The organism is Streptomyces sp. NPDC052773 (assembly GCF_044547145.1).
In the GTDB taxonomy this organism is placed as follows: domain Bacteria; phylum Actinomycetota; class Actinomycetes; order Streptomycetales; family Streptomycetaceae; genus Streptomyces.
In genome coordinates, this window is record NZ_JBITZX010000001.1 from 289542 (window position 1) to 302430 (window position 12889).

The 12889-nt window shown below is 71.1% G+C and carries 13 protein-coding genes; 6 read left to right on the plus strand and 7 right to left on the minus strand.

What is annotated here, in order from left to right; all coding sequences use genetic code 11:
- The first annotated feature begins 23 nt into the window (after positions 1-23).
- Entirely contained in the window at positions 24-824 is an 801-nt protein-coding gene (locus ACIG0D_RS01295; protein WP_399796336.1) for a sugar phosphate isomerase/epimerase family protein, read from the plus strand.
- Between the two features lie 41 nt (positions 825-865).
- Positions 866-1600, plus strand: coding sequence for an MOSC domain-containing protein (locus ACIG0D_RS01300; RefSeq protein WP_399795530.1), 735 nt, complete (start codon positions 866-868; stop codon positions 1598-1600).
- 7 nt (positions 1601-1607) lie between these two features.
- Here the strand turns inward: ACIG0D_RS01300 and rbsD are convergent, their stop codons facing one another.
- The 5 genes from rbsD to ACIG0D_RS01325 form a co-directional block, all read right to left on the minus strand.
- Complete coding sequence (rbsD, locus tag ACIG0D_RS01305) at positions 1608-1997, minus strand: D-ribose pyranase (RefSeq protein ID WP_399795531.1); 390 nt, start codon at positions 1995-1997, stop codon at positions 1608-1610.
- The gene (locus ACIG0D_RS01310; RefSeq protein ID WP_399795532.1) at positions 1994-2896 is read right to left on the minus strand and encodes a ribokinase; all 903 of its coding nucleotides are present in this window, start codon (positions 2894-2896) and stop codon (positions 1994-1996) included. The genes rbsD and ACIG0D_RS01310 overlap by 4 nt, the downstream gene beginning before the upstream one ends.
- A 65-nt stretch (positions 2897-2961) precedes the next feature.
- On the minus strand, positions 2962-4923 hold the full coding sequence (locus ACIG0D_RS01315) for a substrate-binding domain-containing protein (RefSeq protein WP_399795533.1): 1962 nt from the start codon (positions 4921-4923) through the stop codon (positions 2962-2964).
- The gene (locus ACIG0D_RS01320) at positions 4913-6463 is read right to left on the minus strand and encodes a sugar ABC transporter ATP-binding protein (RefSeq protein ID WP_399795534.1); all 1551 of its coding nucleotides are present in this window, start codon (positions 6461-6463) and stop codon (positions 4913-4915) included. The genes ACIG0D_RS01315 and ACIG0D_RS01320 overlap by 11 nt, the downstream gene beginning before the upstream one ends.
- Entirely contained in the window at positions 6460-7503 is a 1044-nt protein-coding gene (locus ACIG0D_RS01325; protein WP_399795535.1) for a LacI family DNA-binding transcriptional regulator, read from the minus strand. The genes ACIG0D_RS01320 and ACIG0D_RS01325 overlap by 4 nt, the downstream gene beginning before the upstream one ends.
- A gap of 252 nt (positions 7504-7755) precedes the next feature.
- On the opposite strand from ACIG0D_RS01325, the gene ACIG0D_RS01330 reads away from it, so the two are divergent.
- Positions 7756-8124 carry a hypothetical protein gene (locus tag ACIG0D_RS01330; protein WP_399795536.1) on the plus strand — a complete coding sequence of 123 codons (369 nt, stop codon included), beginning with the start codon at positions 7756-7758 and terminating at the stop codon, positions 8122-8124.
- Positions 8125-8211: 87 nt separating this feature from the next.
- Here ACIG0D_RS01330 and ACIG0D_RS01335 read toward each other — a convergent pair whose 3' ends face one another.
- Both ACIG0D_RS01335 and ACIG0D_RS01340 read right to left on the minus strand, forming a co-directional pair.
- Positions 8212-8631, minus strand: coding sequence for a hypothetical protein (locus tag ACIG0D_RS01335; RefSeq protein ID WP_399795537.1), 420 nt, complete (start codon positions 8629-8631; stop codon positions 8212-8214).
- 79 nt (positions 8632-8710) lie between these two features.
- Positions 8711-9121, minus strand: a complete 411-nt coding sequence (locus ACIG0D_RS01340) for an ATP-binding protein (protein ID WP_399795538.1) — start codon at positions 9119-9121, stop codon at positions 8711-8713.
- A gap of 227 nt (positions 9122-9348) precedes the next feature.
- On the opposite strand from ACIG0D_RS01340, the gene ACIG0D_RS01345 reads away from it, so the two are divergent.
- The 3 genes from ACIG0D_RS01345 to ACIG0D_RS01355 are packed head-to-tail and all read left to right on the plus strand — an operon-like array spanning position 9349 to position 12715.
- Complete coding sequence (locus ACIG0D_RS01345) at positions 9349-10200, plus strand: helix-turn-helix domain-containing protein (RefSeq protein ID WP_399795539.1); 852 nt, start codon at positions 9349-9351, stop codon at positions 10198-10200.
- Positions 10201-10204: 4 nt separating this feature from the next.
- Positions 10205-10402: a DUF397 domain-containing protein gene (locus ACIG0D_RS01350; RefSeq protein WP_399795540.1), complete on the plus strand. Its 198-nt coding sequence runs from the start codon at positions 10205-10207 to the stop codon at positions 10400-10402.
- Positions 10403-10441: 39 nt separating this feature from the next.
- Positions 10442-12715: an ATP-dependent RecD-like DNA helicase gene (locus ACIG0D_RS01355; RefSeq protein WP_399795541.1), complete on the plus strand. Its 2274-nt coding sequence runs from the start codon at positions 10442-10444 to the stop codon at positions 12713-12715.
- Positions 12716-12889: the final 174 nt, after the last annotated feature.

Below are 12889 nucleotides of genomic sequence, written 5' to 3' on the forward strand. Positions count from 1 at the left end.
TGACCCGCTTCTCCATCAACCAGATGACGGTGAAGCAGCTGTCGATGCCGGAACTGGCCGACGCCTGCGCCGCCCTGGGCGTCCACAACGTCGGCCTGTGGCGCGAGCCGGTCCGGTCGTACGGCCTGGAGGCCACCGCCAAACTGGTCCGCGACGCGGGCCTGACGGTGACCACCCTGTGCCGCGGCGGCTTCTTCACGGCCATCGACCCGGCCGAGCGCGCCCGCGCGCTGGACGACAACCGCCGGGCCGTCGACGAGGCGGCGACCCTCGGCACCGACACCCTCGTCCTGGTCTCCGGCGGCCTCCCCGCCGGCTCCAAGGACCTGCACGGCGCCCGCGAACGCATCGCTGACGCGCTGGCCGAACTCGGCCCCTACGCCGAGCAGCACGGCGTACGGCTGGCCATCGAGCCCCTGCACCCGATGTACGCCGCCGACCGCTGCGTGGTCTCCACCCTCACCCAGGCCCTCGACCTCGCGGAACGCTTCCCCGCCCACCAGGTCGGCGTCACCGTCGACACGTACCACCTCTGGTGGGACGACCGCGCCCCCGCCGAGATCGCCCGCGCGGGCGCGTCCGGCCGCATCCACACCTTCCAGCTCGCCGACTGGACCACCCCGCTGCCCGAGGGCGTCCTCAACGGCCGCGGCCAGATCGGCGACGGCGCGATCGACATGCGGGAGTGGAAGGGCTACGTCGAGGCGGCCGGATACACCGGGGCCATCGAAGTGGAGCTGTTCAACGACGAGTTGTGGGCGCGGGACGGGCGGGAGGTGCTGGCGGAGACCGCCGTCCGCTTCGTCGAACACGTGATGGAGTAAAGGCGTGATGGAGTGATGCCCTCCGTGTGATGCTCGGAGGCATGGAAACCCGGCTGGGCACGGTCACCGCACTCTGGCGCTACCCCGTCAAGGCCATGCTCGGCCAACGCCTCCGCACCGCCGATCTCACCGCACGAGGGCTCGCGGGAGATCGGCGGCTGGCGTTGCTGGACCCGGACAGCGGCGAGTTCGTCACCGCGCTCCAGGCGCGGCTCTACCAGACGGTGCTGAGATGCGGCGCGGCCCTCGACGAGACGGGCGACGTGCGGATCACCCTCCCGGACGGCGCCGGCACCCACAGCACCGCCCCGGAAGTCGACGCCGTACTCTCGGCGTACGTCGGCCGCCCCGTCACCCTCGCCCCCGCCCCCGCGCCGGCCTCGCTCTTCCTCGGCGCCCCCGTGCACCTGATCACGACGGCCACCCTCAAGCGGCTCGCCGCCGAGAACCCACGCGGCCTCGCCGAACCGGAGCGCTACCGGCCCAACCTGCTGATCGACACCGGCGGCGACGGATTCGTCGAGAACGACTGGATCGGGAGCGAGCTGCGCATCGGGGACGACGCCGTACTGCGCGTGGTCGCGGGCACCCCCCGCTGCGCCATCCCGACCCTCGTCCACGGAAGCCTGCCCCGCGACCCGGACGCGCTGCGCGTCGTCACCCGCGCCAACAGCATGCCCGCCCGGACCGGAAGGGACCCGGAGCCCATCGCGGGCGTGTACGCGGAGGTGGTGCGGGTGGGGACGATCGCCGAGGGGGACCCCGTACGAGTCTGAGAGGTGCCTAGAAGAACACCCCGCACCGCAGCAGCACGTTCGCGTACGGCCGTGCCTCCCCGGTCCGTACGACGAGACGCGCGCCCGCCGCCAGCTCCTTCAGCCGCTCGTGCGGGACGAGTGTCAGCTCGGGGAAGCAGCCGGCCAGCAACTCCGCCGCCGGCGGATTGGCGGCCCGCACCTCCGTCGCCGCCGTCGCGCCCTCCACGACCAGCTCGTCCAGCAGGCCCTCCAGCACCTCGGCGAAGGACGGCACCCCCGCCCGGAAGGCCAGGTCCACCACACGGGGGCCGTCGGGGACCGGCATGCCGGCGTCGCAGACCAGCACCTCGTGGCCGTGGCCCAGTTCGGCCAGGGCACCGGCCAGATGCCGGTTCAGGATCCCGGCCTTCCTCACAGCGCCGCGACCTCCGCCGCCGTCGGGTACGACTCCTGCGCGCCCGCGCGGGTGACGGCCGCCGCGCCGACCCGGGCCGCGTACGCCGCCGCGTCCGCGAGCGACTCCCCGGACCCCAGCCGCCAGGCCAGCGCCGCCGTGAACGCGTCGCCCGCACCCGTGGTGTCCACCGCCTCCACCCTCACGGACGGCACCCGCGCCACACCCTCCGCCGACGCCACCAGCGCACCCCGCGCGCCCAGAGTGACCACGACCGAACGGGGGCCCCTGGCGAGCAGCAGCCGCGCCCAGTCCTCGGGTACGTCGCCCACGCCCGCCTCGCCGAGCAGCACCCGCGCCTCGTGCTCGTTGACGATCAGCGGATCACAGGCCGTCAGCACCTCCTGCGGCAGCGGGCGCGGCGGGGACGGGTTGAGCACGAAACGGGTGCCCGGCGGCAGCGTCCGCACGACCTCCACGACCGTCTCCAGCGGGATCTCCAGCTGGGCGGACACCACGCGGGAGGCGTGGAAGAGGCTGCCGGCCGCGCGGATGTCGGCGGGCGTCAGCTTCCCGTTGGCGCCGGGCGACACCACGATGCTGTTGTCACCCGACGGGTCGACGGTGATCAGCGCGACACCGGTCGGCGCGCCGCCCACCAGCACACCCACCGTGTCGACCCCGGCCGCCCGCTGCGCGTCCAGCAGCAGCCGGCCGTGCGCGTCGTCGCCGACCCGGGCCAGCAGCGCCGTACGGGCACCCAGCCGGGCCGCCGCGACGGCCTGGTTGGCGCCCTTGCCGCCCGGGTGCACCGCGAGGTCGGAGCCGAGCACCGTCTCGCCGGGGCCCGGCCGCCGCTCCACGCCGATCACCAGGTCGGCGTTGGCCGACCCCACGACCAGGAGGTCGTAGTCGTACATCAGTCGTCTCCCCTGATAGCCGAACGGGGCGGGCGCTCGTACGGCCGCCCGCCCGTGCCCGTGTGTCAGCCGCCGAAGCCGGCCACGTTCTCCTTCGTGACCACCTTCACCGGCACCTTCACCATCTCCTCGGTCTTCTCGCCCTCGGCCGCCCGCAGCGCGTTGTCCACCGCGATCCGGCCCAGCTCCCTCGGCTGCTGCGCGACCGAGGCGTACAGCGTGCCCGCCTCGACCGCCTTCAGCCCGTCCGGCGTGCCGTCGAAGCCGACCACCTGCACCGACGTGCCGGCCTTCGCACCCAGCGCCTTGATCGCGCCGAGCGCCATCTCGTCGTTCTCGGCGAAGACGCCGTCGATGCCGGGGTGCGCCTGGAGCAGGTTGGTCATCACGTCGAGGCCCTTGGTGCGGTCGAAGTCGGCCGGCTGCCTGGCGACGACCCGGATGCCCGGGAACTCCTTCAGCCCGGCCGCGAAGCCCGCGCCGCGCTCACGGCTGGCGGACGTGCCCGGCTGGCCCTGGAGGACGACGATCGTGCCCTTGCCGCCCAGCTTCTCGGCTAGCGCCCGCGCGCCCAGCCTGCCGCCCTCGACGTTGTCGGAGGCGACCAGCGCCGCCGTGTCCGCCTTGTTGACGCCGCGGTCGACGCCCACCACGGGGATGTCCGCCTGGTTCGCCGCGCGTACCGAGGGGCCCGCCGCGTCCGAGTCGACCGGGTTGACGATGATCGAGCCGACGCCCTCGCTGGTGAAGTTCTGCAACTGGTTGGCCTGCTGCGAGGCGTCGTTCTGGGCGTCGGTGACCGTCAGGTCCACGCCCAGCTTCCGCGCCCGCTCCTCGGCGCCGGCGCGGATCTGCACGAAGAAGGGGTTGTTGAGGGTCGACAGGGACAGGCCGATCTTCTCCGTGCGCGCCGCCGGGGAGCCGCCGTGGAGGAGGGAGGTGGCGCCGACCACGGCTGCCGCGACCACGGCCGCGAGGAGGTACGTCACCGTCTGCCGGCCCTTGCCGCCGCTGCCGCCGCTCCCCGCGGTCACCGGCGTCGCCCCGGCTTTGCGCCGCACCGTGTCCAGCAGCACCGCCAGCGCGATCACCACACCGATCACGACCTGTTGCCAGAACGCGGACACCGACAGCAGGTTGAGGCCGTTGCGCAGCACCGCCAGGATCAGCGCGCCGATCAGCGTGCCCGAAGCCTTGCCCGTGCCGCCCGCCAGCGAGGCGCCGCCGATGACGACCGCCGCGATGGCGTCCAGCTCGTAGCCCTGCGCGGCCTGCGGCTGCGCGGAGGAGAGCCGGGAGGCGAGCACGATGCCGGCCGCCGCCGCGAACAGCCCGGACAGGGCGTAGATCGCGAGCTTCTGCCGCTTCACCCGCAGCCCCGACAGCCGGGCCGCCTCCTCGTTGCCGCCGATCGCGTACATCGAACGCCCGAGGTACGTCCGGCCCAGCACGAACGCCGTCAGCAGCCCCATCACGACCATGACCAGCACCGGCACCGGCAGCCAGCCGCCCAGCGTGTCCCCGAGGTGCGAGACGGACTCCGGGAAGGCGATCGGGGAGCCCTGCGAGATCACCAGGGACAGACCGCGTGCCACCGACAGCATCGCGAGCGTGGCGATGAACGGCGGGAGTTTGCCGTACGAGATCAGGAAGCCGTTGACCAGGCCGCAGACGATGCCGGTGGCGACCGCCAGGACCACCGCCAGCGCGACCGGGACGCCCTCGCTCGTCGCGCTCCAGGCGAGGACCGTCGCGGACAGCGCGGCCACCGAACCCACCGACAGGTCGATGCCCGCCGAGACGATGACGAAGGTGACGCCGAAGGCGAGGATCGCGGTGACCGCCGCCTGGACGCCGATGTTCAGCAGGTTGTCCGTCGTCAGGAAGTCACCGGACAGCGCGGACAGGGCGACGACGAGGACGATCAGCGCGGTGAGCGCGCCGTTGTCGAGCAGGAGGCGGCGCAGGCCGCCCGAGGCGGAGGCGCCGCCCGCGCCCGATGTGCTCTTGAGCGTGTCAGTGGCCACGGGAGGCCTCCGTTTCCGTGGAAGTGGCGGGGGTGCCGGTGGGGGTGCCGGTGGGGGTGCCGACGGCGAGCGCCATGACGGCGTCCTGGGTGGCCCGTTCGGCGGGGAGTTCACCGGCGATCCGGCCCTGGGCCATGACCAGGACGCGGTCGCTCATCCCCAGGACCTCCGGCAGATCACTGGAGATCATCAAAACGGCGGCCCCGGCGGCCGTCAGCTCGTTGATCAGCTGGTAGATCTCGACCTTGGCGCCGACGTCGATCCCGCGCGTCGGCTCGTCGAGGATCAGCACCCTGGTGTCGGCGAGCAGCCACTTGCCGATGACGACCTTCTGCTGGTTGCCGCCGGACAGCGTGCGCACATGCTGTCCGAGGCCCGCCATGCGCACGCCGAGCTGCCCGGCGATCCGCTCGGCGGCCGAGCGCTGCCCCTTCAGGTCGACGAGCCCCGCGCGAGTGGCCTTGCGCAGGGTGACCAGTCCCAGGTTCTCCTCGACGGAGGCGTCCAGCACCAGCCCCTGCCCCTTGCGGTCCTCGGGCACGAGCCCGATGCCGGCCGCCATGGCGGCGTTCACGTCGTGCCGCCGCAGCCGGGTGCCCGCGACCTTCACCGCGCCCTCGTCGTAGGGGTCGGCCCCGAACACGGCCCGGACGACCTCGGTCCGCCCGGCCCCCACCAGCCCCGCGACGCCGACGACCTCACCGGCCCGCACCTCGAAGCTGACGTCGTGGAAGACACCGTCCCGGGTGAGCCCTTCCACCGACAGCAGCGCGGGCCCGGGCTGCGTACGCTCCCGCGGGTACTGCTGCTCGATGGACCGCCCCACCATGAGCCGTACCAGCTCGTCCTCGGGGGTGGAGGCGGGCACCTCGCCCACACTGCGTCCGTCCCGGATGACGGTCACCCGGTCCCCGAGGGCGGCGATCTCCTCCAGGTGGTGGGTGATGAAGACGACGCCGACCCCGTCCGCGCGCAGCGAGCGCACGATGGCGAACAGCTTCTCGACCTCTTCGCTGGTCAGCACGGCGGTCGGCTCGTCCATGATCAGCACGCGCGCGTCCAGGCTGAGCGCCTTCGCGATCTCGACCATCTGGAGTCGGGCGATGCCGAGTTCACGGACCCGCGCGCGGGGGGACACGTCGACGCCGACGCGCTCCAGCAGCACGGCGGCCTCGGCCTCCATCCGCTTGCGGTCGATCATCCCGAAGCGCCGCGGCTGACGCCCGAGGAAGATGTTCTCGGCGACGGTCAGATCGGGGACGAGATTGAACTCCTGGTAGATGGTGGCGATCCCCAGCCGCTCCGAGTCCTGCGCACCGTTGATGCGCACCTCCTCGCCGCCGACCAGGATCCGCCCGGCGTCGGGCCGGTAGGCACCGGAGAGCATCTTGATGAGGGTGCTCTTGCCGGCGCCGTTCTCGCCGAGCAGCACGTGCACCTCGCCCCGGCGCAGCGCGAAGTCGACGCCGTCCAGCGCGACCACGCCCGGGAAGGTCTTGCGGATGCCCTCGATGCGCAGCAACTCGTCCGGGTCGCTCACGGCGTGCTCCTGTTCTTCTCGGATGCCTCGGATGCCTCGGATGCCTCGGGGGTCTCGCCGCACGAGCGGCGCACGACGAGCCGGGCGGGCAGGGTCACGGACCGCGGGGCCCGCCCCTCGATCCGGTCCACCAGGGCCCGTACGGCGGCCCGGCCCAGCTCGCCCGTGGGCTGGGCGATCGCGGTGACCGGCGGATCGGTGTGCACGAACCACGGGATGTCGTCGAACGCGGCGAGCCCGATGTCCTGAGGCACCCGCAGCCCGCGCGCGCGGACGGCGTCCAGGGCGCCGAGCGCCATGAGGTTGTCGGCGGCGAAGACGACCTCGGGCGGCTCGGGCAGGTCGAGGAACCCCTCGGTGACGCGCCGCCCGCTCTCGGCCTGGAAGTCGCCCTGGCCGATGTACTCGCCGGGCAGCGGCAGCCCGTACTCGGCCAGGGCCTCCCGGAAGGCGGCCACGCGCTCACTGCCGGTGGTGGTCGCCGCGGGCCCCGCGATGATGGCGAGCCGCCGGTGCCCGAGCCCGTACAGATGCGCGACGAGATCCCGCACGGCACCCCGCCCGTCCGCGCGCACCACGGGCACGTCCACGCCGGGAATCCACCGGTCGACGAACACCATGGGCGTCCCGGCCCGCGCGGCGTCCAGCATCAACGGCGACCCGCCGTCGGTGGGGGACACGAGAAGCCCGTCGATACGCCGGTCGAGCAGCGTCCGCACGTGATGGTCCTGGAGGTCGGGCCGCTCGTCGGCGTTGCCGATGATGACGCTGTAGCCGAGCGCGCGGGCCTCCTCCTCGACGGAGCGGGCAAGCTCGGTGAAGTAAGGATTCAGCACGTCGCTGATGACCAGACCCAGGGTGCGGGTCTGATCCGTCCGCAAGGACCGGGCGACAGCGTTCGGCCGGTACCCCAGCGCCTCGACGGCGGCCAGCACGCGCCCGCGTGCCTCGGCGCTCACGGACGGGTGCTCGTTCAGCACCCGCGAGACCGTGGCGACGGAGACACCCGCCTCGGCGGCGACGTCCTTGATGCTCGCCATCGCCTGCTCCCACCTCCTCGTGAAAGCTCATGGAATCGATTACATCGACTGTCACGGAGGATGAAATCGATTACACGCCCGCTGTTCAACCCCTCGGCGGGAGGCCGAGACCACATCGTGATGAACGGCGCTCAGATGAGCACACGCGAAGTCGCGCAGGGGGACGGCCGGGACCACGCTGGAACCAGAACGGAAAACGAAGTCGCCCAGGCCCTTCAGCTTCAGCGAGCAGGGACCGGAGACGGAGGAGCCATGACGTCCGCGACCCGTGACGAGGTCCCCGTCGCACTCGAAGGCGACGGCCTCGAACTGCGCATGAAGCCGATCGGCGGCGGCATGTCCATCGGCTACCTCACCCTCCCGCAGGGCACGGACATGGGCCCGGCCCTCCAGGGCATGCCCGACGACGCCTGCCAGTGCCCGCACTGGGGCTACGTCCTGAAGGGTCGCATCCGAATGCGCACGCCCCGGGGTGAGGAAACCTACGAGGCGGGCCAGGCGTACTACTGGTCACCGGGCCACGTCCCGGTCGTCGAGGAGGACACGGAGCTGGTCGAGTTCTCCCCGACGGAGGAGTTCGAGAAGGTCATCAACCACGTGGTGTCCCAGGCCGGGGCGTGAGCCCCCGGCGGCTCCGGAGGTGACCGTGGGGACAGCCCGCCATGGCTCGTCGGCTCGTCCGAGAAGTCGCTCGTTCGCGGCTCGCGTTCACTCACCCGCCGCATCAGAGGGCGCTTCGCCCCGGCCAGGTGTCTCAAGGCGGTTGAAGCCGGCGAGGCGGGGCGAGATGGTGTAGGGGAAGGACGCACCGTCGGGGGTCTTGAGGGCCGCCACGATGTCGTGGTCCGGTGCACCGAATATCTCGAATTGCTGCACGGTGCAGTGCTCCATCACCTCGCGGATGTACGGATCCGACAGCCGCCAGTGGGCGCGGATGGCATCGGAGTCGCGGTAGAGCTGGAAGCTGTGCGCCAGCATCCGCTCCTCGTCGATGAAGATGTCCACCATGAGCTGAGGGCCGTGCTCTCGAGTGAACGCCACCGCCTGCGCGATGGCGTGCCGGAAGCCGTCGAGGTGGCCTTCGGTGATGCGCATGGTGTTGCGGAAGAGAATGGTGTTGGTCTCCATACGCGGAGTGTTGCGCCTCAACCAAAGTTGAGGTCAAGGATGCGCGCTCCGGGCGGCGCCGCATGCGACGAGCCCACCATCACGCGGCCTCCAGCTCGCACCACACGTACTTCCCCCGGTTGCCGAATCTCGACAACGGCTGCCACCCCCACAGGTCGGAGCAGGCCCGCACCAGTGCGAGCCCTCGCCCTTCTTCCAACTCCGTCGCCCGCTCGAAGGTGATGGGCGGCTCGGGTGGCTCGGGGTCCGCGTCCCACGCCCCGATCCGCAGCGTGCCGGGCGGCGACCACCGCACCCGCAGCGCGGCCGGCCCCTTGGTGTGCCGTACGGCGTTGGAGACCAGCTCGGCGGCCAGCAGTTCGGCGACGTCGACGAGGCTGATCAGCCCGTGCATGGTGAGGATGAGGCGGAGAGTGCGGCGGCTGATGGTGACGGCACGGAGGTCGTTGGGGATGTAGAGGGAGTACTCCCAGGCTTCGTTTTCGGGCATGCGTCAACTCCGTTTGGTCGGTGGGGAGTCATGCGGGGGCTCGTGGTGTCGTTGCCGCAGCCGTCATGGCAGGACGGAGCGGTGCGCTTCCGGGGCCCCGGCGTTTCGCACTGTGTGCGTCGCGTCACTGACGGTAGGGCCATAATTTGGGACGGTGCAAGTCGTTGTCGTAACCTGCCGCTCGAACGAGGCACTGCCCCCACGTAGTTGGGAGCAAGGAGGAAGTCATGCCGCGCAGGCGCCAGCCCACCGCTCGGCAGGAGCGCTTAGGCGCCGAGCTGCGCAAACTACGTGAGGCTGCCGGACTCAAGGGGCGTGAAGCGGCAGCGCTGCTCGGGACGGACTCGGCTCAGGTGAGTCAGATCGAGTTCGGGACGGCGGGTGTCAGCGAGGAGCGTGTCCGGCGACTGGCGGCTCACTACTCCTGCACGGACACGGAGTTGATCGAGGCGCTGGTGGCGATGGCCACGGACGGAACCCACGGTTGGTGGGAGGAGTACCGGGGTCACCTTCCCACGTCATTCCTCGACCTCGCCGAGCTGGAACACCACGCCTCTTACCGGTGGGACGCGGACTTCCTGCACGTTCCCGGCCTTCTGCAGAACGAGGGCTATGCCCGGGCGCTCTTCTCGTACGTGAACCCTGAGTTCCCCGAGGAGGAGGTAGAGCGCAGGGTGGAGCACCGGATGAAGCGCAAGGTCATCATCGAGCGCTCGGCACCGATCCCGTACAACGCCGTGATTCACGAGGCGGCGCTGCGCATCCGGGTTGGCGACCGCTCCGCAGCGCGGTCCCAGCTCGCTCGTGTTCTGGAGATTTCGGAAGCCTCCCATGTCACCGTGCGCGTCATCCCCTTCGACCTCGACAACTTCGGTGGAGCCGGCAGCGCCATGGTGTACGCGGGTGGCCCCGTGCCCCAGCTGGACACTGTGGTGCGCGACGGCCCGCATGGCACATCGTTCATCGATGCCCAGGCCCAACTCGACCGCTTTCGAACGCTCTTCCGTAGGCTGGAGGAAGTGTCACTTGACCCGGGACGGTCGCGTGACTTCATCCACAGGTTGGCGAAGGAGCTGTGAGTCGATGACCACCCCCGGTAACTGGCGGAAGTCCTCCTACTCCGGCGGCGGAGAGGGCAACGCTTGCGTGGAGATCGCCACCACCCCCACCCACATAGCCATCCGCGACTCCAAAGCCCCGGCGGCAGCCCACCTCACCTTCCCCACCAGCGCCTTCGCGCCCTTCCTCGCGGCGCTCAAGGAGCAGCACCCCCACCCCTGACGGCCACCCGCTGTCACACCCCCCGGGTACCGTCGGATCATGCCCAACCAGACGGCTGCTGCCACCCCGGGAGAGCGGCGACTCGCCGTTCTCGAAGGCGTGCTGGAGCGGATCACGTACGCCAATGAGGAGAACGGCTACACGGTCGCCCGCGTCGACACGGGCAGAGGCGGCGGAGACCTGCTCACGGTCGTCGGCGCGCTGCTCGGTGCGCAGGTGGGGGAGTCCCTGCGGATGGAGGGACGCTGGGGGTCACACCCCCAGTACGGCAAGCAGTTCCACGTGGAGAACTACACCACCGTCCTGCCGGCCACCGTCCAGGGCATCCGCCGTTATCTGGGGTCCGGGCTGGTCAAGGGGATCGGCCCGGTCTTCGCCGACCGCATCACGCAGCACTTCGGGATCGACACCCTCAGGATCATCGAGGAGGAGCCCAAGCGGCTCATCGAGGTCCCCGGGCTCGGGCCCAAGCGGACCAAGAAGATCGCCGACGCCTGGGAGGAGCAGAAGGCGATCAAGGAGGTGATGCTGTTCCTCCAGACCGTGGACGTCTCCACCTCCATCGCCGTGCGGATCTACAAGAAGTACGGCGACGCGTCCATCTCGGTGGTGAAGAACCAGCCGTACCGCCTCGCCGCCGACGTCTGGGGCATCGGCTTCCTCACCGCCGACAAGATCGCCCAGTCCGTCGGCATCCCGCACGACAGCCCGGAGCGGGTCAAGGCGGGGCTCCAGTACGCGCTGTCGCAGTCCGCCGACCAAGGGCACTGCTACCTCCCGGAGGAGCGGCTGATCGCGGACGCCGTCAAGCTGCTCCAGGTGGACACCGGGCTCGTCATCGAGTGCCTGGCCGAGCTGGCCCAGCCGCCGGAGGACGGCGGCGACCCCGGGGTCGTACGGGAGAAGGTGCCCGGCCCCGAGGGAGACGCCGACGAGCCCGTCACGGCGGTCTACCTGGTCCCCTTCCACCGCGCCGAAGTCTCCCTCGCCGCCCAGCTGTTGCGGCTCCTGCGCACGGAGCAGGACCGGATGCCGGGCTTCCGGGACGTCGACTGGGACAAGGCCCTCGGCTGGCTGAAAACCCGTACCGGCGCCGACCTCGCGCCCGAGCAGGAGGCCGCCGTCAAGCTCGCGTTGACCGAGAAGGTCGCCGTGCTCACCGGCGGCCCCGGCTGCGGCAAGTCGTTCACCGTGCGGTCCATCGTGGAGCTGGCCCGCGCCAAGCGGGCCAAGGTGCTGCTCGCCGCCCCGACCGGCCGGGCGGCGAAACGGCTCGCCGAACTGACCGGCGCCGAGGCCTCCACCGTCCACCGGCTGCTGGAGCTGAAGCCCGGCGGGGACGCGGCGTACGACAAGGACCGCCCCCTCGACGCCGACCTCGTCGTCGTGGACGAGGCCTCCATGCTCGACCTCCTCCTCGCCAACAAGCTGGTGAAAGCCGTTCCCCCCGGCGCCCATCTGCTGTTCGTCGGAGACGTCGACCAGCTTCCCAGCGTCGGCGCGGGCGAGGTCCTGCGCGATCTGCTCGCCGACGGCAGCCCGCTCCCCGCCGTGCGGCTCACCCGTGTCTTCCGCCAGGCCCAGCAGTCCGGCGTCGTCAGCAACGCGCACCGGATCAATGCCGGGCAGCACCCCCTCACCGACGGGCTGAAGGACTTCTACCTCTTCGTGGAGGACGACACGGAGGCCGCCGGACGGCTCACCGTCGACGTCGCGGCCCGCCGGATTCCGGCCAAGTTCGGGCTCGACCCGCGCCGGGACGTGCAGGTGCTGGCCCCGATGCACCGCGGGCCGGCCGGCGCGGGCACCCTGAACGGACTCCTCCAGCAGGCCATCACCCCGGGCCGGCCGGATCTGCCCGAGAAGCGGTTCGGCGGACGCGTTTTCCGGGTCGGCGACAAGGTCACCCAGATCCGCAACAATTATGAAAAGGGGAAGAACGGTGTCTTCAACGGCACCGTGGGCGTGGTCACCTCGCTCGACCCGGTCGACCAGCGCCTGACGGTGCTGACGGACGAGGACGAGGAGGTGCCGTACGACTTCGACGAGCTGGACGAGCTGGCCCACGCCTACGCGGTGACCATCCACCGCTCGCAGGGCAGCGAGTACCCGGCCGTGGTGATCCCGGTCACCACGGGTGCCTGGATGATGCTCCAGCGCAATCTGCTCTACACGGCGGTCACCCGGGCCAGACAGCTCGTCGTCCTCGTCGGTTCGCGCAAGGCGATCGGCCAGGCGGTGCGCACGGTGTCGGCCGGACGGCGCTGTACGGCGCTCGACTTCCGGCTCTCCGGCGGGCGGCCCGGGGCGTGAGTTCGGGGCATCCCGGGGCGGTGTTCGTGAGCGAGACAAAAAAATGATCGATCAAACGAGTCGTAAAGGTCACACAGCTCTTCCGGAAGGGGAATCAAGGGGGCAGGATGAGCAAGTTGGCGGCACTGAGTGCCGCCGATAAGCCCAATGGTCGACCCCGAGTGCACTCTCCTG